We start from the raw sequence: 21080 nt of genomic DNA, 5'->3' as shown, positions 1-21080 counted from the left end.
CCCCCGCCGGGCCTAGCTGCTCGGTGCGTTCTTCGCCAGGAAGGCGAGCAGGTCGGCCTTGGCGGTGCCCTGCGGGAGCAGCCGGGCGCCGTGGCTGCTGCCCTGGTAGATCTTCAGCTCCTTGACCGGGGCGGTGGCCGCCTTCGCCAGCTCGGCGGCGTTCTCGGCGAACGGCTGGTCGTTCTCCTGGGCGGCGACGAACAGTGGTGCCTTGATCCTGGCGATCGCCTCCACCCCGTTCCAACTGCCGAAGTAGGTGGGCGCGCTGAGGGTGACCACGGCCGCCACCGGGAGCGTGCCGGGGACCGCGGCGGCGGCCAGCGAGCCGGTGCCGCCCTTGGAGGCGCCCACCAGGACCACCCGCTCCACGCCCTTGGCCTTGAGGTACTTCGCGGCCGCCTCGATGTCCAGCGGCAGGTCACCGGCCGAGGTGTAGGCCAGGGTCGCGTACCCGGCCTTGGTGAAGTCCTCGACGAACGGGATCCAGTCGCAGAGGGTGTCGCCGTTCTCGTGCGAGAACACCACCGCGACCTTGGCCCGGCCGGCGTCCGAGTCCTGGTAGTAGGCGTCCCGCTTCGCCACGCTGTCGAGCCCGAACGAGCCCTTGTCGGCCCGGTCCTGCGGCAGGCAGCCGTAGTCGGCGGCCTTCGGGGCGGACGACGGCGCGGCCACGCCCTGGCCGTCGCTGCCGCAGCCCGCGAGCAGCAGGGTGGCGGCCAGCGCGCCGACTGCGGGCACGACCGTACGGATCTTCATCTCTTCGACTCCCCCGTCGAGTTGACGACGGGCGCCGGGCGGCGACCGTCGCCCGAAACGCTAGGGATCAAGGGGAATCGTCGTCAATGGTCCAGACCATCACGGTTGGACACCGGCCGAACCGGAGCCTCCGCCTCCGTTCCCGTCGTGCTGATCCGGACAGATCCTGGCCCGTACATCTGTTACCCGGAGCCACCCTCACCGGATCGGCCCGGCCGCTAGGCTGGCGCGGTCGTCGGATCGGGAAGGGACCAGGGAGGGACAGCGCGATGATCGACAGCCTGCTCAACCTGGTGCTCGGCCTGCTGGCCAGCGCGATCAGCGCCGGCCTCGGCTGGCTCGCCCACACCGTGCGGCGCCGCCGACGCCTCGGCCGGGTCCGGGAGTTCTTCGGCCTGCCTGGCGGCACCGAATGCCTGCTGGTGGTCAACCGGCACACCGCGGCGACGAGTTCGAAGAGCGTCTCGCGCAACGACGTGTACGCGCTGATGGAGTTGGCCGCGCTGGTCAGGGAGTGCGGCGCGCAGGCCGACCTCGTCGCGCACGACCAGGTCCGCCAGGGGCTGGGCGGGAAGGCCGAGTTCTGCCTCGGCGGCCCGGAGAGCAACGACCGGACCGCCGCCCACCTGGCCAACTGGCTGCCCGGGGTGAGCTTCACCGCCGAGCCGGGGCCGCAGTGGGCGAGCACCATAGCGGTGGGCGACGAGACCTTCCGGTTCGGCTCCGCCGACGGGACGCCGCGGGCGTACGTCCTGCTGGCCCGGGTGCACGCCGGCCCCGGCAGCCGCCCGGTCTTCCTGATAGCCGGCCAGACCGCGACCTCCAACCACGCGGCGGTCCGCTACCTGACCTCCCGTCACCGGCAGTTGGCCCACCGGCACGGCCGGGACGGCGGGTTCGCCCTGGTGCTCCGGGTGGTCAACCCGGACGCGTACGGGCCCGACGTGGTCGAACTCGCCTCGGACGTCACCGTCAAAGCCTTCGCGACGGTCGGCTGAGGTGGGCGGATGAACCGGACGGTGCAGGTGATGTGGTGAAGGCCACGGCGCGCCCGGAGCGTCCCAGCTCGGCTTCGGGCGCGCTATAGGCCGACCGCGTAACGTCCCCATCAGCGGCGCATGCCGCTCCGTATCCGGGTGATCACGAAATCGCGTCACGCTCCGTGTGGGCAAGCTCACCACCTGGGGCTACTCGCCGGTACACCCTCGCAATCCATAAACTCAACGTGGTTCAAGAAGGGAGCCAAACGTGCGCAAGGTGCTCATCGCCAACCGTGGCGAAATCGCCGTCCGAGTCGCCCGGGCCTGCTCGGATGCCGGTATCGCCAGCGTCGCCGTCTACGCCGAGCCGGACCGGGACGCCCTCCACGTCCGTGCGGCCGACGAGGCGTACGCGCTCGGCGGCGACACCCCCGCCACCAGTTACCTGGACATCGCCAAGGTGCTCCAGGCGGCGGCGGACTCCGGGGCGGACGCGATCCACCCCGGCTACGGCTTCCTGTCCGAGAACGCGGACTTCGCCCAGGCCGTGCTCGACGCGGGCCTGACCTGGATCGGCCCCCCGCCGCAGGCGATCCGCGACCTCGGCGACAAGGTGACCGCCCGTCACGTCGCCCAGCGCGCCGGCGCCCCGCTGGTGGCCGGTACGCCGGAGCCGGTCCAGGGCGCCGACGAGGTCGTGGTGTTCGCCCGCGAGCACGGCCTGCCGGTCGCCATCAAGGCGGCGTTCGGCGGCGGCGGCCGCGGCCTCAAGGTCGCCCGCACGCTCGAGGAGATCCCCGAGCTGTACGAGTCGGCGGTCCGCGAGGCGGTCGCCGCCTTCGGTCGCGGCGAGTGCTTCGTCGAGCAGTACCTGGACAACCCGCGGCACGTGGAGACCCAGTGCCTGGCCGACAGCCACGGCAACGTGGTGGTCGTCTCCACCCGGGACTGCTCGCTCCAGCGCCGGCACCAGAAGCTGGTCGAGGAGGCGCCCGCGCCGTTCCTGACGGACGAGCAGAACGCAGAGCTGTACCGCGCCTCCAAGGCGATCCTCCGCGAGGCGGGCTACGTCGGCGCCGGCACCTGCGAGTTCCTGGTCTCCCAGGACGGGCTGATCTCCTTCCTGGAGGTCAACACCCGGCTCCAGGTGGAGCACCCGGTCTCCGAGGAGGTCACCGGGATCGACCTGGTCCGCGAGATGTTCCGGATCGCCGACGGCGAGGAGCTCGGGTACGACGACCCGGAGATCCGCGGCCACTCGCTGGAGTTCCGCATCAACGGCGAGGACCCGGGCCGCAACTTCCTCCCGGCGCCCGGCACCGTGACGCTGTTCGCGCCGCCGTCAGGCCCCGGTGTCCGGCTGGACGCGGGCGTCGAGACCGGTTCGGTCATCGGCCCCGCCTGGGACTCGCTGCTGGCCAAGCTGATCGTCACCGGCGCCACCCGCAAGCAGGCGCTGCAGCGCGCCGCCCGGGCGCTCGCCGAGTTCAAGGTCGAGGGCATGGCCACCGCCATCCCGTTCCACCAGGCGGTCGTCACCGACCCGGCGTTCGCGCCGGAGGTGCACGGCGGCGAGGGCCCGTTCACGGTCTTCACCCGGTGGATCGAGACCGAGTTCGCCAACACCATCCCGGCCTTCACCGGCGGTGGCGCGGACGCGGACGAGGCCGACCAGCGGGAGACCGTGGTGGTCGAGGTCGGCGGCAAGCGGATCGAGGTCTCGCTGCCCTCCTCGCTCGGGGTCTCCTCCGCTCCGGCGGCCGGTGCCTCGGCGACCGGCAAGGCCAAGCGCCGGGTCGGCGCGAAGAAGGCCGGCGCGGCGGCCGGCGGTGACACGCTGGCCTCGCCGATGCAGGGCACGATCGTCAAGGTCGCCGTCGAGGAGGGCCAGGTGGTCGCCGAGGGCGAGCTGATCGTGGTCCTGGAGGCGATGAAGATGGAGCAGCCGCTCAACGCCCACAAGGCGGGCACCGTCACCGGCCTCAAGGCCGAGGTCGGCGGCAGCGTGAGCAGCGGTGCGGTGCTCTGCGAGATCAAGGACTGACGTCCGGTCCGAGCTCTGCCTGCACTGTCCAGGGGCTCGGGGAACGGCGACGCTACGTGGTGTGCGGGTCAACAGGCGAACGGGCCTGACCGCCTACGCACCGGTGACCCTTTCCGGGGTCGGCGTCCCAGTTCCCCGAGCCCCTGCCTCCGTGGCGGGCTGAGCACCTGTCGTGCTCAGCGCGCACGGGACGGGCTCAATTCGGCGAGACGGCCCGGGAGTTGGTGGGCCGGGCGGCGCTGTCCGGGGAGTGGGGCGGGGCGGCGGGGGGCGGCGTTGACCGGCGCGGACTGCTGGTGCGCCGGGGACGTGTCGGCCGGGGCGCCGAGCGGGGCGATCGAGATCTGCACGCCGCAGTCGGCGAGCGCGTCCAGCTCGCGGGCGGTCGGGTCCGTCCCGGCGGCCTGCTCGTCCGTCACCAGGCGGGTGATCGCCTCGGTCGGGACGGTCTGGAACATGGTGTCCGCGCCGAGCTTGGTGTGGTCGGCGAGGACGATGACCTCGGCAGCCGACTGCACCAGTGCCCGGTCCACGCTCGCGGAGAGCATGTTGGTGGTGGAGAGCCCGCGCTCGGCGGTCAGCCCACTGCCGGAGATGAAGGCCTTGGAGACCCGCAGCCCGTGCAGCGACTGCTCCGCCCCGCTGCCCACCAGGGCGTAGTTGGAACCGCGCAGCGTACCGCCGGTCATCACCACCTCCACCCGGTTGGCGTGGGCCAGCGCCTGGGCGACCAGCAGCGAGTTGGTGACCACCGTCAGCCCGGGGACCCGGGCCAGCCGACGGGCCAACTCCTGCGTGGTGGTGCCCGCACCGACCACCACGGCGTCCCCCTCCTCGACCATCGAGGCGGCGAGATCGGCGATCGCGCTCTTCTCGGCGGCCGCGAGATGGGTCTTCTGCGGATAGCCGGGCTCCCTGCTGAAGCCGCCGGGGAGCACCGCGCCGCCGTGCCGGCGGTCGAGCAGCCCTTCGGCCTCCAGCGCCCGTACGTCCCGACGTACGGTGACTTCGGAGGTCTGGACGACGCGGGCCAACTCGCGGAGCGATACCGCTCCGTTGGCGCGCACCATTTCGAGGATCAACTGGCGACGTTCTGCAGCAAACACAGAACCGACGGTAACTGAATGACCGTCTGCTTTCAGGCGTTTGCAGCTGGTATCGGGAAATGCTCACCTCGGAGCAGCGCGCGACCGTACAATACGCGCCGTCAGCTACCGGGGGTCACGCTGGGCCGGGCGGGTGAGACGGCAGAGGCGGCCGCCGCCGGCGACCGCCCCAACTCCGTTCCGCAGCTCAGGAGTCCGAGTCCTCCCGCTTGCGGATGTGCAGCTGGCGGGCGGCCTCGGCGGTGGAGCCGGAGAGCGACGGGTAGACCGTGAAGGCACCGGCCACCTGTTCGACCGTCAAGTTGTTGTCCACGGCGAGCGAGATCGAATGGATGAGTTCGCTGGCCCGCGGCGCGACCACCACACCGCCCACCACGATGCCGGTGCCCGGGCGGCAGAGCAGCTTCACGAAGCCGTCCCGGATGCCCTGCATCTTGGCCCGCGGGTTGCCGCGCAGCGGGAGCTTGATCGCGATCGCGTCCATCTTCCCGCAGGAGACGTCGGTGGCGGTGTAGCCGACCGTGGCGATCTCCGGGTCGGTGAAGACGTTGGAGGCCACCGTCTTCAGGTTGAGCGGCTGCACCGCGTCGCCGAGCACGTGGTACATCGCGATCCGGCCCTGCATCGCGGCGACCGAGGCGAGCATGAAGACGCCGGTGCAGTCGCCGGCCGCGTAGACGCCGGGGGCGCTGGTCCGGGAGACCCGGTCGACCTGGATCTGGCCCCAGTCGTTGAGCTTGACCCCGGCCTCCTCCAGGCCGAGACCGGCGGTGTTCGGCACCGAGCCGACCGCCATCAGACAGTGGGTGCCCTCGATCACGGTGCCGTCCGAGAGGGTCACCTCGACCCGGTCGCCGATCCGCTTGGCGCTCTCGGCGCGCGAACGGCTCATCACGTTCATGCCGCGCCGGCGGAACACCTCCTCCAGCACCTCGGCGGCGTCCGGGTCCTCGCCGGGCAGCACCCGGTCGCGGGAGGAGACCAGGGTGACCTTGGAGCCGAGCGCCTGGTACGCACCGGCGAACTCGGCGCCGGTGACGCCGGAGCCGACCACGATCAGCTCGCGCGGCAGCTCCTCCAGCTCGTAGACCTGGGTCCAGTTCAGGATCCGCTCGCCGTCCGGCTGGGCGTCCGGGAGCTCCCTGGGGTGCACGCCGGTGGCGATCAGCACCGCGTCGGCCCGGAGCGTCTCGGTCGAGCCGTCGGCGCCGTCCACGATCACCTCGCGGGAGCCGTCCGCCGCCTGGCCGCCGGGACCGAGCCGGCCCTTACCGCGCAGCACGGTGACACCGGCCCGGGTGACCGACTGGGTGATGTCGTGCGACTGGGCGATGGCCAGCCGCTTCACCCGTCGGTTGACCTTGCCGAGGTCGACCCCCACCACCCGGGCCGATCCCTCGATCGGCGGGGTGTCGTCCGCGACGATGATGCCCAGCTCCTCGTACGAGCTGTCGAAGGTGGTCATCACCTCCGCCGTCGCGATCAGGGTCTTGGACGGCACGCAGTCCGTCAGCACCGCCGATCCGCCCAGACCGTCGCGGTCGACAACGGTCACCTCCGCGCCGAGCTGGGCGGCCACGAGGGCCGCCTCATATCCGCCGGGTCCGCCACCGATGATCACGATCCGAGTCACGGGCACCATTGTCCCGTACGCCGGGACCGGCGCCACGCCGGGGGCGTCGCCTTGTGCTCAGCTCCGGTCGGAGCCGGTCGGGAAGTGTCCGGAATACGCGTTCGGACGGACCGTCAGAAGCTCCGTACCCGCTCCCTTGCGAGCGCCGCTCTCCCGTAAGGTGACGCCCATGCCCCTCTACGCCGCGTACGCCACGAACCTCGACGCCCGGCAGATGAGCCGCCGCGCCCCCCACTCGCCGCTGCGCGGCACGGGGTGGCTGGACGGCTGGCGCCTGACCTTCGGCGGCGAGCAGCTGGGCTGGGAGGGCTCGCTGGCCACCGTGGTGGAGGACGAGAAGGACCAGGTCTTCGTCTCGCTGTACGACGTCGCGCCGATGGACGAGGACGGTCTCGACCGCTGGGAGGGCGTGCAGCTCGGGATCTACCGGAAGATCCGGCTCCGGGCGCACACCCTGGACGGGGACATCCCGGTCTGGACGTACGTGCTGAACGACTGGGAGGGCGGGCTGCCCGCCGCCCGCTACCTGGGCATGGTCGCGGACGCGGCGGAGAGCGCCGGCGCACCGCACGACTACGTGCTGGACCTGCGGCGACGGCCCTGCTGACGACCGGCTTGTAGGACTGTCCGAACAGAGCGGCCCGTAGCGGGTGTTCGTTTGGGTCTCTAGGTCATCCGGGTAACGATCCGGCATGGTTAGCCGGGTATGTCTACGCGCGTAGGCGAATGCCGTCTATTCTCGGTGACGTGAACGCATCTCCTCAGTCCAACGTCTCCGCCGACCCCTACGCCGCCGCTCAGGCGGCCGCCGCGCGTCTGCGTGAGCTGACCGGTGCCGAGCGCCACGACGTCGCCCTGGTGATGGGCTCCGGCTGGGTGCCGGCTGCCGACGCCCTCGGCGAGACCGTGGCTGAGTTCCCGGTCACCGACCTGCCCGGCTTCCCGGCCCCCGCCGTCGCGGGTCACTCCGGCAAGATCCGCTCGGTGAAGATCGGCGACAAGCGCGCGCTGATCTTCCTCGGCCGCAACCACTACTACGAGGGCCACGGCGTGGCCACCGTGGTGCACGGCGTCCGCACCGCCGTCGCGGCGGGCGTCGAGACCGTGGTGCTGACCAACGGCTGCGGCGGTCTGCGCGAGGGCTGGGTGCCCGGTCAGCCGGTGCTGATCAGCGACCACATCAACCTCACCGCGGACTCCCCGATCGTCGGCGCCAACTTCGTCGACCTCACCGACCTGTACTCCAAGCGGCTGCGCGAGCTCTGCCGCGAGGTGGACCCGTCCCTCGACGAGGCCGTCTACGTGCAGTTCCGCGGCCCGCACTACGAGACCCCGGCCGAGATCGGCATGGTCCGGGCGATCGGCGGCGAGCTGGTCGGCATGTCCACCACGCTGGAGGCGATCGCCGCCCGCGAGGCCGGCGCCGAGGTGCTGGGCATCTCGCTGGTCACCAACCTGGCGGCCGGCATCACCGGCGAGCCGCTGAACCACGAAGAGGTGCTGGAGGCCGGCAAGGCCAGCGCCGAGCGGATGGGCGCGCTGCTGGCCAAGGTCCTTGAGCGGATCTGACCGTCGTCTGACGCAGAATCAGTAATCCGGAGCCGTCGCACCGAGGTGGTGCCGGGCCCGGTGGGACGCTCCTCGTGGAGCCGCTCCCGCCGGGCCCGGCACCCGCTCTCCGGGCGGCGGCTCCGTCTCTTTCCCACTCACCCTCAGAGGGAGCTGGCAGCAATGTCCCAGGCACCGACCACCGACCTCCTCGCCCGCGCCCGGACCTGGCTCGCCGAGGACCCGGACCCGGACACCCGGGAGGAGCTGACCGCGCTGCTGGCCGCCGCCGAGGGTGACCCCGAGGCCGACGGGCGGATCGCCTGGTCCCGACTGGCCGAGCGCTTCAGCGACCGGCTCCAGTTCGGCACCGCCGGCCTGCGCGGCGAGCTGGGCGCGGGCCCGATGCGGATGAACCGGGCCGTGGTGATCCGGGCCGCCGCCGGACTGGTCGCGTACGTGAAGGCCGAGCAGCTCGGTGACCTGGTGGTGATCGGCTACGACGCCCGGCACAAGTCGTACGACTTCGCCCGGGACACCGCCGCCGTGGTGGTCGGCGCCGGGCTCCGGGCCGCGCTGCTGCCGCGCGCACTGCCCACCCCGGTGCTGGCCTTCGCCGTCCGCCGCCTGGGTGCGGCGGCCGGCGTCACCGTGACCGCCAGCCACAACCCGCCGCAGGACAACGGCTACAAGGTCTACCTGGGCGACGGCTCGCAGATCGTCCCGCCCGCCGACGCGGGCATCGCCGCCGAGATCGACGCGATCGTCTCGCTGGACCAGGTGCCGCTGGCCGAGGACGGCTGGGAGGTGCTCGGCGAGGACGTGGTCGAGGCGTACCTGGACCGGGCCGTCACCGTGCTCGACCCGGCCGGGCCCCGCGACCTCGACGTGGTCTACACCCCGATGCACGGCGTCGGCCGGGACACCCTGGTGTCCGCCTTCAAGCAGGCCGGCTTCCCGGCCCCGACCGTGGTGGCCGAGCAGGCCGAGCCCGACCCGGACTTCCCCACCGTGGCCTTCCCCAACCCGGAGGAGCCGGGCGCGATGGACCTCGCGTTCCGCACCGCCGCCTCGGTCGGGCCCGACCTGGTGATCGCCAACGACCCGGACGCGGACCGCTGCGCGGTCGCCGTCGCGGACAACGGCGGGTGGCGGATGCTGCGCGGCGACGAGGTGGGCGCACTGCTCGGCGCCGCCCTGGTCGCCAAGCACGCCACCGGCACCTTCGCCACCACCATCGTCTCGTCCACCCTGCTCGGCCGGATCGCGGCGGCGGCGGGCCTCGGCTACGCCGAGACGCTGACCGGCTTCAAGTGGATCTCCCGCGCGGACGGCCTGCGGTACGGCTACGAGGAGGCGCTCGGCTACAGCGTCGACCCCGAGGGCGTCCGCGACAAGGACGGCATCACCGCCGCCCTGCTGGTCGCCGAACTCGCCGCCACCCTCAAGCGGTCCGGCCGCACGCTGACCGACCTGCTGGACGACCTGGCGCTGGAGCACGGCCTGCACGCCACCGACCAGTTGTCCGTCCGGGTGGACGACCTCTCGCTGATCGCGAACGCCATGCAGCGCCTGCGCGATCAGCCGCCGACCCTGCTGGCGGGCCTGAAGGTGACCCGCGCCGACGACCTGACGGCCGGTACGGCCGAGCTGCCGCCGACCGACGGCCTGCGCTACCAGCTGGCCGGCGAGTCCGTCACCGGCGCCCGGATCGTGGTCCGCCCGTCCGGCACCGAGCCCAAGCTCAAGTGCTACCTGGAGGTCGTCCTCCCGGTCACCACCGCTGCCGACCTGGCCGGCAGCCGGGCGCGGGCAACGGAGCTGCTCGACGCGATCAAGCGCGACCTGGCGGCGGCCGCCGGCATCTGACGGCCCGTGACGCGACGGTGCCCGGTTCCCCGTGCGGGGAGCCGGGCACCGTGCTGTCCGCGGTCAGTTGGTGGCGAGGATCAGGGTGACCAGGGTGACCAGGCCGATCGCGGCGGGCGCGATGATCCACCAGCACCAGCCGACCGTCACCGGGCCGGCCGCGGCGGGGCTGCCGGCGTTCCGCTCGGCGATCTCCAGCAGGGTGTTGACCACCTGGTCGGACCAGGCCTTGGTGGGGTCCGGCCGGCCCGACCGCATCGGGTTGACCAGACCGGCGCTGCGGGAGGACCGGGGGTCGTCGGCGGCCGCGGCCCGGGAGGCCGCCCGGGTGGCCTTCTTGCGGGCCCGGAGGGACACCGGGACGGCCCAGACCTGGTACTTCCTGCCGCCGGCGAAGAGCTCCACCGAGTAGCCGGCCCGGATGCCCTCCACCGCGGCCCACGGCACGTGCACGGTCCGGAACGGGTTGCGGACCAGCAGCCGGGAGTCGCTCGCCAGCACCGCGGGCCGGATCGTGTAGGCGATCACCGGGAAGACGAAGACCGGGGCGCAGGCCAACGCGATCCAGGGGGTCCGGCCCGTACCGGTGAGCAGCGCGTCGATGATCAGCCAGGCGGCCACGGCCAGCAGCAGCACGCCGGAGATCACGCCCGGCACGGAGCGGTAGACGCGGTCGGCGTACTTGGGCTCGGAGGCGGCGGTGCCCGGGTCGGGCTTGCCGTCGGATTCGGTCATGGGGCCGATTCTGCACCATGCCTCACACCCGGCGCCGGGAGGTGCGGCCGCTCAGCCCGGCGCCGGGCACCCGACGACCCGTCAGGCCGTACGACGCCGCAGGGTGGCCGCCCCGAGGGTGAGGGCCAGCAGCACGCAGCCGCCGATCACCGCCAGATCGCGGACCAGGTCGCCGGTGACGTCCGGGCCGGTGCTGAGGTGGTCCATCGCATCCACCGCGTACGAGAGCGGGAGCACGTCGGAGACCCAGCGGAGCACGGGGGCCATCGCGTCCCTGGGGACGAACAGGCCGCAGAGCAGGAGCTGCGGCAGGATCACCGCCGGGAGGAACTGGACGGCCTGGAACTCGGTCTCGGCGAACGCGGAGACCAGCAGGCCGAGCGCCATCCCGAGCAGTCCGTCGCCGACCGCGACCGCGAAGACCAGCCAGGTCGGGCCCTGGATGTCGAGGCCGAGCAGGCCGAGGGTGAGCGCGGACGCCAGCGCGGCCTGGACCAGGGCGACCAGGCCGAAGGCGATCGCGTAACCGAGCAGCAGGTCGAGCTTGCCGAGCGGCATGGTGAGCAGGCGTTCCAGGGTGCCGCTGGTGCGTTCCCGGAGCATCGCGACCGAGGTGACCAGGAACATCACCAGCAGCGGGAAGATGCCCAGCAGGGCGCCGCCGACCTGGTCGAAGACCCGGGGCTGCCCGTCGAACATGTACCGGAGCAGGGTGAGCAGCAGGCAGGGCACCACCAGCAGCATCGCCAGGGTCCTCGGGTCGTGCCGGAGCTGGGCGAGCACGCGGCGGGCGGTGGCCAGGGTGCGACGGAGGTTCACGAGGTGCTCCCGACCAGGCTGAGGAAGGCGGCGTCCACGTCGGCGGCGCCGGTCCTGGCGAGCAGGCCGGCCGGGGTGTCGGCGGCCAGCAGGCGGCCGTCGCGCATCAGCAGCAGCCGGTCGCAGCGGACCGCCTCGTCCATCACGTGGCTGGAGACCAGCAGGGTGCTGCCCGCGTCGGCGAGGTCCCGGAAGAGCTGCCAGAGGTCGCGGCGGAGCACCGGGTCGAGGCCGACCGTCGGTTCGTCCAGGACCAGCAGCTCGGGGCGGCCGAGCAGTGCGGCGGCCAGCGAGACCCGGGCCCGCTGGCCGCCGGAGAGCCGGGCCGCGCGGTGGTCCCGGTGGGCGGTGAGGCCGACCGCCTCGGCCACCCGGTCCGGGTCGCCGGCCGGGGCACCGAGCACGGCGGCGAAGTAGCGCAGGTTCTCGGCCACGGTGAGGTCGCCGTAGACGGACGGGGCCTGGGTCAGGTAGCCGATCCGGCTGCGCAGTCCGGCGCTGCCGGCCGGTGCCCCGAGCACCTCGACCCGGCCGCCCGAGATCCGCTGCACACCGACGATCGAGCGCAGCAGGGTGGTCTTGCCGCAGCCGCTCGGCCCGAGCAGGCCGGTGACCGAGCCGGCCGGGACCTCCAGGTCGAGGCCGTGCAGGACGGGGTGGCCGCCCCGGACGACCGTGAGGCCGCCGGTCCGGATGGCGGGCGCCGGGCCCGCCGAAGAATTCATCATATGATGAGTTTTGCGCGCCGTGCGGCACTCGTCAAGGAGATGGGCGCCAGTCAGTGGAGGACGGTGCAGCCGCGCCGGGTGAGCTCGGCCAGTAGCGACGGCGACGGCTGTACGTCGTTCCAGCGCAGGTCCAGCTTCTCCAGGGCGGGCATGGCGGGGAGCCAGTCCGGCAGGGTGCGGAGTTGGTTGGAGCGGAGATCGAGGTGGCGCAGACGGGGCAGCGCGGCCAGGGATTCGGGGAGGACGGGGAGGGCGTTCTCCCGCAGGTCGAGGTGGCGCAGCGCAGACAACTGGGCGATGGAGTCGGGCAGTTGATTGATGGCGTTGCCCCGCAGCCAGAGTTCGCGCAGGGCTCGGAGCTCGCCGATACCGGCCGGGAGAGTGGTCAACCGGTTGTGCTGGGACCGAAGTTCGAGCAGGGATGTCAGATCACCGATGGTGGACGGGAGTTGGGCAAGCCGATTCTCGGAGAGATTGAGGTACCGGAGGGCGGTCAGCCGGGCAAGGGACGGCGGGAGGACCGTCAGTTGGTTGTCGTGCAGGTAGAGGAAGTCGGTGAGCTCGGTCAAGTTGCCGAGCTGGGGTGGGAGTTCGGTGAGTTGGTTGTGGCCGAGGTCGAGGGTGCGCAGCTGCCGGAGCTCGCCGATCTCGGGCGGGAGGGTGGCCAGTCCGGTGTCGGCGAGGATCAGTACGCGCAGGCCCGGGTGGTGCCAGACCTCGTCCGGGACCTCGGTGAGCGGGCGGCGCCAGTAGTTGAGGGTCGGCTCCATCAGGCACCTGCCGTCAGGTAGTTCTGGAAGGTGGGGGCGAGCAGGGGCAGCAGTTCCTCGCGGGTGGCGGAGGCGAGCGGCTCGACCTTCACCACGTAACGGGCCATCGCCAGGCCGACGACCTGGGAGAACATCAGCTCGGCCCGGAGCTCCGGCTGCTCCACGTCCAGCTCGGCGGCGATCCGGGTGATCAGCTCTGCCGTCACGAAGCCGCGCATCAGCTGCGCGACCTGCTCGGTGGTGGCCGCCGCCCGGATCAGCGCGAGCATCCGGTCCAGTACGCCGGGTTGCTCCCAGAGTGTGAGCACGAAGCCCGCGACCCGCTCGCCGACGGTGGCCCGGTCGCCGGCCAGGGCGTGCTCCACCACGGCCCGTGGGTCGACGGGCAGTTCCAGCGCGGCCAGGAAGAGCTGGTCCTTGCTGCCGAAGTAGTGGTGCAGCAGCGCCGAGTCCACCCCGGCGGCCCGGGCGATCGCCCGCATGCTCGCCTTCTCGTACCCGCGCGCGGCGAACTCGGCCCGGGCCGCCTCCAGCACGGTACGGCGGGTGTCGGTCGAGCCGGGGCGCCGGCCGGTCCGCTTGCGGGGGGTGGTGCCGGGCACGGCGGGCTGCTCTGCTGAGGTCACCTGGTCATTCTCGCCGGGCCGCAACTCTTTCGGGTGAGCCGAAAGGTTTCTCCTCCGCACGCGAATGAGCGGAGCTGCAGCATGCGCGCCATGAACAACGAAGTCGAAATCCACCGCAACGTCCCCGCCCAGGCGACCGGCGACAGCACCCCGCCCGGGTACGACGAGCTGTTGCGGGACGTCAAGGCCGAGATCACCTCGGCTGCCATCCGGGTGCACCGGGTCATCAACACCGAGTTGATCGAGCACTACTGGCGGATCGGGCGGATCATCCTGGAACGGCAGGCCAAGGAGAAGTGGGGCACGAAGGTCGTCGCCCGGCTCTCCGTCGACCTGCGCACCACCTTCCCGGGCCAGCGCGGCTACTCGCCGCGGTCCCTCCGGTACATGCAGCACATGGCCTCGGTCTGGCCGGAGGCAATTAGGCAGCAAGCTGCCGCCCAATTGCCCTGGGGCCACATCATGGTTCTGCTGGATTCCCTCGACGACCTCCCGACCAGGGACTTCTACGCCGCACGGGCCGTCCAGCACGGCTGGTCCCGAAACGTCCTCGTGCACCACATCGAGACCAAGCTGCACCTGCGCGAGGGCATCGCCCTCAACAACTTCGACGCCACCATCCCCAAGGGCGCAGACCTGTTGAAGGACCTGGTCAAGGACCCCTACCAGGTCGAGTTCACCAAACTCGACCCCGACCACACCGAAGAGGACCTCGAAACCGCGCTGGTCCGGCACGTCATCTGCTTCCTCCAGGAACTCGGCGTCGGCTTCGCCCTGGTCGGACGTCAGTACAAGCTCCGGGTCGGCAGTCAGGACTTCCGGATCGACCTGCTCTTCTACCACACCCGGCTCCACCGGTACGTGGTCATCGAGCTGAAGATCGGCCGCGCCCAACCCGAGCACGTCGGCAAGCTCAGCTTCTACACCGCCGTGGTGGACGACATGGTGCGTGACCCGAAGCACGACGAGGGCACCCTCGGCATCCTGATCGCCGCCCACCGGGACGAGGAGGTGGTGCAGTACTCGCTGCGCGGCACCAGCCAGCCGCTCGCGGTGACGACGTACCAGACCCTGCCGGCCGAGCTGCGCCCACTGCTGCCGAGCCCGGAGGACCTGACCCGGGTGACGCGCGAGGTGCTGGAGAAGCACGAGGCGTAGGCGGCCCGGCCCGCCGGGGGAGATATCGGTCCAGCATCGAAAGTGGGTGGGCCTAGCGTATCGCTACGCGCGTAGATATGCTGGTCTGGTGACTATGTCCACTGTTGCAGCCAATGCCCCCGGCGCTGCGGGCGGCGGCCTTGAGGACGTTGCGGCGTCCGAGGCCTCGCTCCGCCGCTTTCTGCACGGCCTGCCCGGCGTCGACGCCGTCGGCCTGGAAGCCCGCGCCGCCACTCTCGGTACTCGATCGATCAAGACCACGGCGAAGGCGTACGCCATCGACCTGGCGATCTCGATGATCGACCTGACCACGCTGGAAGGCGCGGACACCCACGGCAAGGTGCGCGCCCTGTGCACCAAGGGCCGGAACCCCGACCCGACCGACCCGAGCGCCCCCCGGGTCGCCGCGATCTGCGTCTACCCGGACATGGTCGCCACCGCCAAGGCCGCCCTCGCGGGCACCGACATCCAGGTGGCCTCGGTCGCCACCGCCTTCCCGGCCGGGCGCGTCGCGCTGCCGGTGAAGCTGGCCGACACCGCCGACGCGGTGGCCGCCGGGGCGGACGAGATCGACATGGTGATCGACCGGGGGGCCTTCCTCTCCGGCCGGTACCTGGACGTCTTCAACGAGATCGTCGCGGTCAAGCAGGCGTGCCGGCGGGCCGACGGCACCGCCGCCCACCTCAAGGTGATCTTCGAGACCGGCGAGCTGCAGACGTACGACAACGTGCGCCGCGCCTCCTGGCTCGGGATGCTGGCCGGCGCCGACTTCATCAAGACCTCCACCGGCAAGGTCGCCGTCAACGCGACTCCCCCGGTCACCCTGCTGATGCTGGAGGCCGTCCGCGACTTCAGGCAGCAGACCGGCGTGCAGATCGGCGTGAAGCCGGCCGGTGGCATCAAGACCACCAAGGACGCCATGAAGTACCTGGTGATGGTCAACGAGACGCTCGGCGACGACTGGCTGTCCCCGCACTGGTTCCGTTTCGGCGCCTCCAGCCTGCTCAACGACCTGCTGATGCAGCGTCAGAAGCTGACCACCGGCCGGTACTCCGGTCCCGACTACGTGACGGTGGACTGATCCCCATGGCCAAGAACAAGCAGCCGCAGCAGGCCGAGGCCCCCAAGGGCGGTCTCTTCAGCTACGCCCCCGCGCCCGAGTCGCCGGCCGCCGCCGGTGAGATCGCCACCTCGTACGGCCACTTCATCGGCGGCGAGTTCGTCGACTCCTCCGGCAGCGAGGCGCTGAAGACCGTCAACCCGGCCACCGAGCAGGTGCTGGCGGAGTTCGCGCAGGGCACCGACGAGGACGTGGAGCGCGCGGTCGCCGCCGCCCGCAAGGCGTTCACCGACTGGTCGGCACTGCCGGGCAGCGAGCGGGCCAAGTACCTGTTCCGGATCGCCCGGATCATCCAGGAGCGCTCGCGCGAGCTGGCGGTGCTGGAGTCGATCGACAACGGCAAGCCGATCCGGGAGACCCGGGACGTCGACCTCCCGCTGGTCGCCGCGCACTTCTTCTACTACGCGGGCTGGGCCGACAAGCTCGACTTCGCGGGCTACGGCGCCAACCCGAAGCCGCTCGGCGTGGCCGGCCAGGTCATCCCGTGGAACTTCCCGCTGCTGATGCTGGCCTGGAAGATCGCGCCCGCGCTGGCCACCGGCAACACGGTCGTGCTGAAGCCGGCCGAGACCACCCCGCTGACCGCGCTGCGGTTCGCCGAGATCTGCCGCCAGGCCGGTCTGCCCAAGGGCGTGGTCAACATCGTCACCGGTGACGGCCGCACCGGCGCCGCGCTGACCTCGCACCCGGACGTCAACAAGGTCGCCTTCACCGGCTCGACCCCGGTCGGCCGGGCGATCGCCAAGCAGCTCGCGGGCAGCCGGAAGAAGCTCTCGCTGGAGCTCGGCGGCAAGGCCGCGAACATCGTCTTCGACGACGCGCCGATCGACCAGGCGGTCGAGGGCATCGTGAACGGCATCTTCTTCAACCAGGGTCACGTCTGCTGCGCGGGCTCCCGCCTGCTGGTCCAGGAGTCGATCCAGGACGAGCTGCTGGACGCGCTGAAGCGCCGGATGGGCACCCTGCGGGTCGGCGACCCGCTGGACAAGAACACCGACATCGGCGCCATCAACTCGGCCGCGCAGCTCGCGCGGATCACCGAGCTGTCGGCGGCGGGCGAGGCCGAGGGCGCCGAGCGCTGGGCCCCGGAGTGCGAACTCCCGGGCGCCGGTTACTGGTTCCGCCCGACCCTGTTCACCGGTGTCTCGCAGGCCCACCGGATCGCCCGCGAGGAGATCTTCGGCCCGGTGCTCTCGGTGCTGACCTTCCGCACGCCCACCGAGGCGGTCGAGAAGGCCAACAACACCCCGTACGGGCTGTCGGCGGGCATCTGGACCGAGAAGGGCTCGCGCATCCTCTGGATGGCGAACCAGCTCAAGGCCGGTGTGGTCTGGGCCAACACCTTCAACAAGTTCGACCCGACCTCGCCGTTCGGCGGCTACAAGGAGTCGGGCTACGGCCGCGAAGGCGGTCGCCACGGCCTGGAGGCGTACCTCGATGTCTGAGACCACCCTGAGCGTCTTCAAGACCTACAAGCTGTACGTCGGCGGGAAGTTCCCGCGCTCCGAGAGCGGGCGGGTGTACGAGGTGTCCGACTCCAAGGGCCAGTGGCTCGCCAACGCTCCGCTCGGCACCCGTAAGGACACCCGGGACGCGGTGCTCGCGGCCCGGGCGGCCGTCAAGGGCTGGGCCGGCACCACCGCGTACAACCGCGGCCAGGTGCTGTACCGGACCGCCGAGATGCTGCAGGGCCGCCGCGAGCAGTTCGCCGCCGAGGTGGCGCTCGCCGAGGGCATCGGGGCCAAGAAGGCCGCCGCCCTGGTGGACGCCGCGATCGACCGCTGGGTCTGGTACGCGGGCTGGACCGACAAGGTCGCGCAGATCGCGGGCAGCTCCAACCCGGTGGCCGGGCCGTTCTTCAACCTCTCCACCCCGGAGCCGTCCGGCGTGATCGGCGTGGTCGCGCCGCAGTCCGGGACGGGCTTCTCCTTCCTCGGGCTGGTCTCGGTGATCGCCCCGGCGATCGCGGCGGGCAACACCGTGGTGGTCGCGGCCGCCGCCGACGCACCGCTGCCCGCGCTCTCGCTGGGCGAGGTGCTGGCCACCTCGGACCTGCCGGGCGGCGTGGTCAACCTGATCTCCGGGAAGACCGCCGACATCGCCCCGACGCTGGCCTCGCACCAGGACGTCAACGGCCTGGACCTGGCCGGCGCGATCGCGACCGAAGGCCCCGGCGCGGCGGTCGAGCTCGAGGTGCTCGCCGCGGATACTCTGAAGCGAGTCATCCGCCCGGCGGTCGACCAGGTGGCATTGGACTGGACCAATGCGCCCGGAACCGAGCGGCTACTCTCGTTCCTGGAGACCAAGACGGTCTGGCACCCGATGGGTATCTGACCCTCCCGCAGGGAAAACTCCACACAGACTGGCCGTCCCCAGTGCCCTACCCCCCCCGGGGCCCGGACGTGCCACAGACGGGCCCGCACCTCTCCCCCCCTGGTGCGGGCCCGTCGACCTTTCCGGCGGCTGCCGGATCCCCGGGATTCGTGACGGAAGCTGACGTCCCGTCTGTTTCGGCATCGCCCCCTGATGCGTCAGACTGGTGTCTCGTGAGTGACTCCCCCATGAACCCCGCCCCGACGGCACCCGCCCTGGTCGTCCTGTTGTCCGGGCCCTCCGGATCGGGGAAGTCCTCGCTGGCCGAGCGGACCGGTCTGCCGGTGCTCCAGCTCGACGACTTCTACAAGGACGGCGACGACCCGACCCTGCCCGTGCTCACCGAGGAGGACGGCGGCGGCACCGACTGGGACTCGCCGCTCTCCTGGCACCGCGAGCAGGCGATGGCCGCGATCCGGCTGCTGACCGGCACCGGGCGGGCCGAGGTCCCGGTGTACTCGATCCCGGCCAACGGCCGGGCCGGCACCCATGTGCTCGACCTGGCGGGTGCCCCGGCCTTCATCGCCGAGGGGATATTCGCCGCCGAACTGGTCGGGCAGTGCGCGGCCGAGGGACTGCTCGGCACGGCGATCTGCCTGCGCAACCGACCCTTGACCACCGCCTGGCGGCGGTTCCGCCGGGACGTCCGGGAGGCCCGCAAGTCGGTGCCGTACCTGCTGCGGCGCGGCTGGCGGCTGATGCGGGCCGAGCGCGGCATCGTGGCCCGGCAGGTCGGGCTGGGCGCGTACGCCTGCGCCGGGCCGGAGGCCGAGCAGCGGATCGGTGCGGTGGCCGGGCGGCAGCCGCAGCCCGCCTGACGGCCCGTGGACAGCCGGAAGGGCCCGGTGCCGCTCCCCGGCACCGGGCCCTTCCTGTCCGGTCACGTCCCCACGACGGCCGCTCCCCCGAGTCGACCCGCCGTACGTCCGCGACCTGCCCCGTCCCCCGACGGGAGTCCTGTTACGCGACCAGCTCACCGAAGGCGAAAACGGTGTCGCCCGTACGGTTCAGCTGGTCGTCCTCGCGCAGCCGGCGCAGGGCGCGCCAGATGCTGCTCTTCACGGTGCCGACGCTGATGTTCAGGATGTCGGCGATCTCCGGGTCGGTGCGGCCCTCGTAGTAGCGGAGCACCAGCATGGTCCGCTGGTTCTCCGGCAGCTTGGCCAGCGCCTGCCAGAGCACCGCGCGCAGCTCGGTGCCGCCCATCGCGTCCGTGTCGCCGACCGTCTCCGGCAGCTCCTCGGTCGGGTACTCGGCGACCTTGCGGCGACGCCAGGCGGAGATGTGCAGGTTGGTCATGGTGCGGCGGAGGTAGCCCCCGACCGCGGCCTTGTCGGTGATCCGGTCCCAGGCCCGGTAGGTCGAGAACAGCGCGCTCTGCAGCAGGTCCTCGGCCGCGTGGCGGTCCCCGGTCAGGTGGTACGCGGTGGCGTACAGCGAGGCCCGGCGCTCCCGGACGTACGCGGTGAACTCGGCGACGTTGTCGTTCGGAGCGACGGTGTGCTCCCCGGTCGCCGGTGCGAGCCTGAGCAGCGTCGCACCCGCGGCCTCCCGTCCGGCCGGCTCCCCCGAGCCGGAACCGGACAGGTTCTCCCCCGTGCCCCCCGTGCCCCCCGTGTTCTCCCGACCCTCGACGCGGGCGGGAAGGACTCCCCGCAGCGTCATGGTCGAGGCGGAGTCGGCCGCACTCCCCATGCGACCGATCCCGAACAGCTCCCCCTTGCTCCCGCCACCGAGGCGGCGGGATCCGGTGCTGTGTGCGCACCCCCGTACGATCACGGCACCGGAGGTCTCGTCGGTCCGTACCTCGAAGTGCGTGCGAGACGAACGCGCGTTGTGGACGGCCGCGTTGCTGCGGGTCTTGAGCGTGGCGTTCATCGTGCACCCCCATGGGTCGGTACCTGCGGTTCCGCCGCCCGGTACTGCGGCGACAAGGGAAATCCTGCCGGTGCGTTGTGATGGGGGTGTCCGCTGACTGTCACAGGGCTGTCACAGGCGCCGGGACCTTCGGCCCCCGGAGCCCGGACGCCAGAACCGGGGGTTCCGGTTGCAGAGGAAGTGCAGGGCTGGACCTGGTGGGTGAACAGTGGCCCCACTTGGGCCAGAATGAGCCCGTGCCTTTCCTCCTTCTGATCGAGGACGACGACGCCATCCGGACCGGCCTCGAACTCGCTCTCACCCGCCAGGGCCACCGCGTGGCCGCCGCTGCCTCGGGCGAGGACGGCCTGAAGCTCTTCAAGGAGCAGCGTCCCGACCTGATCGTGCTCGACGTGATGCTGCCCGGCATCGACGGTTTCGAGGTGTGCCGCCGGATCCGGCGCACCGACCAGCTGCCGATCATCCTGCTGACGGCCCGCTCGGACGACATCGACGTGGTGGTCGGCCTGGAGTCGGGCGCGGACGACTACGTGGTCAAGCCGGTCCAGCCCCGGGTGCTGGACGCCCGGATCCGGGCCGTGCTGCGGCGCGGCGAGCGGGAGAACTCCGACTCCTCGGCGTACGGCAGCGTGGTGATCGACCGCTCCGCGATGACCGTCACCAAGGACGGCGAGGACCTCCAGCTCACGCCCACCGAGCTGCGGCTGCTGCTGGAGCTGAGCCGCCGCCCCGGGCAGGCGCTCTCCCGCCAGCAGCTGCTCCGGCTGGTCTGGGAGCACGACTACCTCGGCGACTCCCGGCTGGTGGACGCCTGCGTGCAGCGGCTGCGGGCCAAGGTCGAGGACGTCCCCTCCGCCCCGACCCTGATCCGCACCGTGCGCGGGGTCGGCTACCGGCTCGACCCGCCGGCCTGATCCCTGACGATGGTGAGCTGCTC

General features: G+C 71.8%; 20 protein-coding genes. 11 read left to right on the top strand and 9 right to left on the bottom strand.

All coding sequences use genetic code 11. From position 1 onward, the window contains the following. Positions 1-12: 12 nt before the first annotated feature. Entirely contained in the window at positions 13-756 is a 744-nt protein-coding gene (locus ACIRPK_RS20075; protein ID WP_403040593.1) for an alpha/beta hydrolase, read from the bottom strand. Positions 757-1025: 269 nt separating this feature from the next. Between ACIRPK_RS20075 and ACIRPK_RS20070 the strand changes: the two genes are divergently transcribed. Then, a complete protein-coding gene (locus tag ACIRPK_RS20070; protein WP_403040592.1) occupies positions 1026-1754 on the top strand; it encodes a hypothetical protein in 729 nt (242 codons plus the stop codon). 250 nt (positions 1755-2004) lie between these two features. Further along, entirely contained in the window at positions 2005-3780 is a 1776-nt protein-coding gene (locus tag ACIRPK_RS20065; protein WP_403040591.1) for an acetyl/propionyl/methylcrotonyl-CoA carboxylase subunit alpha, read from the top strand. A gap of 176 nt (positions 3781-3956) precedes the next feature. On the opposite strand, the gene ACIRPK_RS20060 is transcribed toward ACIRPK_RS20065, so the two are convergent. Together ACIRPK_RS20060 and ACIRPK_RS20055 are read right to left on the bottom strand one after the other, a co-directional pair. Next, positions 3957-4886, bottom strand: a complete 930-nt coding sequence (locus ACIRPK_RS20060; protein WP_403040590.1) for a DeoR/GlpR family DNA-binding transcription regulator — start codon at positions 4884-4886, stop codon at positions 3957-3959. A 187-nt stretch (positions 4887-5073) separates the two neighbouring features. Continuing rightward, entirely contained in the window at positions 5074-6528 is a 1455-nt protein-coding gene (locus ACIRPK_RS20055) for an NAD(P)H-quinone dehydrogenase (RefSeq protein ID WP_403040589.1), read from the bottom strand. Positions 6529-6688: 160 nt separating this feature from the next. Between ACIRPK_RS20055 and ACIRPK_RS20050 the strand changes: the two genes are divergently transcribed. From ACIRPK_RS20050 to ACIRPK_RS20040, 3 genes are all read left to right on the top strand, one after another. Further along, the gene (locus ACIRPK_RS20050; RefSeq protein WP_403040588.1) at positions 6689-7126 is read left to right on the top strand and encodes a gamma-glutamylcyclotransferase; all 438 of its coding nucleotides are present in this window, start codon (positions 6689-6691) and stop codon (positions 7124-7126) included. Between the two features lie 119 nt (positions 7127-7245). Next, positions 7246-8088 carry a purine-nucleoside phosphorylase gene (locus ACIRPK_RS20045; protein WP_403040587.1) on the top strand — a complete coding sequence of 281 codons (843 nt, stop codon included), beginning with the start codon at positions 7246-7248 and terminating at the stop codon, positions 8086-8088. Positions 8089-8250: 162 nt separating this feature from the next. Continuing rightward, positions 8251-9936: a phospho-sugar mutase gene (locus tag ACIRPK_RS20040; protein WP_403040586.1), complete on the top strand. Its 1686-nt coding sequence runs from the start codon at positions 8251-8253 to the stop codon at positions 9934-9936. A 63-nt stretch (positions 9937-9999) separates the two neighbouring features. Here the strand turns inward: ACIRPK_RS20040 and ACIRPK_RS20035 are convergent, their stop codons facing one another. The 5 genes from ACIRPK_RS20035 to ACIRPK_RS20015 all read right to left on the bottom strand — a co-directional run bounded on the left by ACIRPK_RS20035 (position 10000) and on the right by ACIRPK_RS20015 (position 13614). Further along, positions 10000-10671: a PH domain-containing protein gene (locus tag ACIRPK_RS20035; RefSeq protein ID WP_403040585.1), complete on the bottom strand. Its 672-nt coding sequence runs from the start codon at positions 10669-10671 to the stop codon at positions 10000-10002. Between the two features lie 81 nt (positions 10672-10752). After that, positions 10753-11490, bottom strand: coding sequence for an ABC transporter permease (locus ACIRPK_RS20030; RefSeq protein ID WP_403040584.1), 738 nt, complete (start codon positions 11488-11490; stop codon positions 10753-10755). Then, complete coding sequence (locus ACIRPK_RS20025; protein ID WP_403040583.1) at positions 11487-12218, bottom strand: ABC transporter ATP-binding protein; 732 nt, start codon at positions 12216-12218, stop codon at positions 11487-11489. Before ACIRPK_RS20025 ends, ACIRPK_RS20030 begins: the two co-directional genes overlap by 4 nt. 50 nt (positions 12219-12268) lie before the next feature. Continuing rightward, a complete protein-coding gene (locus tag ACIRPK_RS20020) occupies positions 12269-12988 on the bottom strand; it encodes a leucine-rich repeat domain-containing protein (RefSeq protein ID WP_403040582.1) in 720 nt (239 codons plus the stop codon). After that, entirely contained in the window at positions 12988-13614 is a 627-nt protein-coding gene (locus ACIRPK_RS20015; RefSeq protein WP_403040581.1) for a TetR family transcriptional regulator, read from the bottom strand. The genes ACIRPK_RS20020 and ACIRPK_RS20015 overlap by 1 nt, the downstream gene beginning before the upstream one ends. A gap of 90 nt (positions 13615-13704) precedes the next feature. On the opposite strand from ACIRPK_RS20015, the gene ACIRPK_RS20010 reads away from it, so the two are divergent. From ACIRPK_RS20010 to ACIRPK_RS19990, 5 genes are all read left to right on the top strand, one after another. Further along, positions 13705-14772 (top strand): YhcG family protein, encoded by a 1068-nt coding sequence (locus ACIRPK_RS20010; RefSeq protein WP_403040580.1) that lies wholly within the window; start codon positions 13705-13707, stop codon positions 14770-14772. 94 nt (positions 14773-14866) lie between these two features. After that, the gene (deoC, locus tag ACIRPK_RS20005) at positions 14867-15853 is read left to right on the top strand and encodes a deoxyribose-phosphate aldolase (protein ID WP_403040654.1); all 987 of its coding nucleotides are present in this window, start codon (positions 14867-14869) and stop codon (positions 15851-15853) included. Positions 15854-15858: 5 nt separating this feature from the next. Then, a complete protein-coding gene (locus ACIRPK_RS20000) occupies positions 15859-17337 on the top strand; it encodes an aldehyde dehydrogenase family protein (RefSeq protein ID WP_403040579.1) in 1479 nt (492 codons plus the stop codon). Next, entirely contained in the window at positions 17330-18226 is an 897-nt protein-coding gene (locus ACIRPK_RS19995; protein ID WP_403040578.1) for an aldehyde dehydrogenase family protein, read from the top strand. The genes ACIRPK_RS20000 and ACIRPK_RS19995 overlap by 8 nt, the downstream gene beginning before the upstream one ends. Before the next feature lie 227 nt (positions 18227-18453). Next, positions 18454-19083, top strand: a complete 630-nt coding sequence (locus tag ACIRPK_RS19990; RefSeq protein WP_403040653.1) for an ATP-binding protein — start codon at positions 18454-18456, stop codon at positions 19081-19083. Between the two features lie 142 nt (positions 19084-19225). Here the strand turns inward: ACIRPK_RS19990 and ACIRPK_RS19985 are convergent, their stop codons facing one another. Then, positions 19226-20143, bottom strand: coding sequence for a SigE family RNA polymerase sigma factor (locus ACIRPK_RS19985; protein WP_403040577.1), 918 nt, complete (start codon positions 20141-20143; stop codon positions 19226-19228). Positions 20144-20379: 236 nt separating this feature from the next. On the opposite strand from ACIRPK_RS19985, the gene ACIRPK_RS19980 reads away from it, so the two are divergent. Next, positions 20380-21057: a response regulator transcription factor gene (locus ACIRPK_RS19980; RefSeq protein WP_057231105.1), complete on the top strand. Its 678-nt coding sequence runs from the start codon at positions 20380-20382 to the stop codon at positions 21055-21057. Positions 21058-21080: the final 23 nt, after the last annotated feature.

This window comes from Kitasatospora sp. NPDC101801, assembly GCF_044766665.1.
Classification (GTDB): Bacteria; Actinomycetota; Actinomycetes; order Streptomycetales; family Streptomycetaceae; genus Kitasatospora.
Note: the sequence above shows the minus strand (reverse complement) of the source record. Positions and strands in the feature narration are given on the sequence as shown.

Bases quoted from the DNA above. Each gene is read 5' to 3' on its own strand.
- ACIRPK_RS20075 (WP_403040593.1), bottom strand. From the start codon at position 756: ATGAAGATCCGTACGGTCGTGCCCGCAGTCGGCGCGCTGGCCGCCACC.
- ACIRPK_RS20070 (WP_403040592.1), top strand. From the start codon at position 1,026: ATGATCGACAGCCTGCTCAACCTGGTGCTCGGCCTGCTGGCCAGCGCG.
- ACIRPK_RS20055 (WP_403040589.1), bottom strand. From the start codon at position 6,528: ATGGTGCCCGTGACTCGGATCGTGATCATCGGTGGCGGACCCGGCGGA.
- ACIRPK_RS20050 (WP_403040588.1), top strand. From the start codon at position 6,689: ATGCCCCTCTACGCCGCGTACGCCACGAACCTCGACGCCCGGCAGATG.
- ACIRPK_RS20045 (WP_403040587.1), top strand. From the start codon at position 7,246: ATGCCGTCTATTCTCGGTGACGTGAACGCATCTCCTCAGTCCAACGTC.
- ACIRPK_RS20040 (WP_403040586.1), top strand. From the start codon at position 8,251: ATGTCCCAGGCACCGACCACCGACCTCCTCGCCCGCGCCCGGACCTGG.
- ACIRPK_RS20035 (WP_403040585.1), bottom strand. From the start codon at position 10,671: ATGACCGAATCCGACGGCAAGCCCGACCCGGGCACCGCCGCCTCCGAG.
- ACIRPK_RS20025 (WP_403040583.1), bottom strand. From the start codon at position 12,218: ATGATGAATTCTTCGGCGGGCCCGGCGCCCGCCATCCGGACCGGCGGC.
- ACIRPK_RS20020 (WP_403040582.1), bottom strand. From the start codon at position 12,988: ATGGAGCCGACCCTCAACTACTGGCGCCGCCCGCTCACCGAGGTCCCG.
- ACIRPK_RS20010 (WP_403040580.1), top strand. From the start codon at position 13,705: ATGAACAACGAAGTCGAAATCCACCGCAACGTCCCCGCCCAGGCGACC.
- deoC (WP_403040654.1), top strand. From the start codon at position 14,867: ATGTCCACTGTTGCAGCCAATGCCCCCGGCGCTGCGGGCGGCGGCCTT.
- ACIRPK_RS20000 (WP_403040579.1), top strand. From the start codon at position 15,859: ATGGCCAAGAACAAGCAGCCGCAGCAGGCCGAGGCCCCCAAGGGCGGT.
- ACIRPK_RS19995 (WP_403040578.1), top strand. From the start codon at position 17,330: ATGTCTGAGACCACCCTGAGCGTCTTCAAGACCTACAAGCTGTACGTC.
- ACIRPK_RS19990 (WP_403040653.1), top strand. From the start codon at position 18,454: ATGAACCCCGCCCCGACGGCACCCGCCCTGGTCGTCCTGTTGTCCGGG.
- ACIRPK_RS19985 (WP_403040577.1), bottom strand. From the start codon at position 20,143: ATGAACGCCACGCTCAAGACCCGCAGCAACGCGGCCGTCCACAACGCG.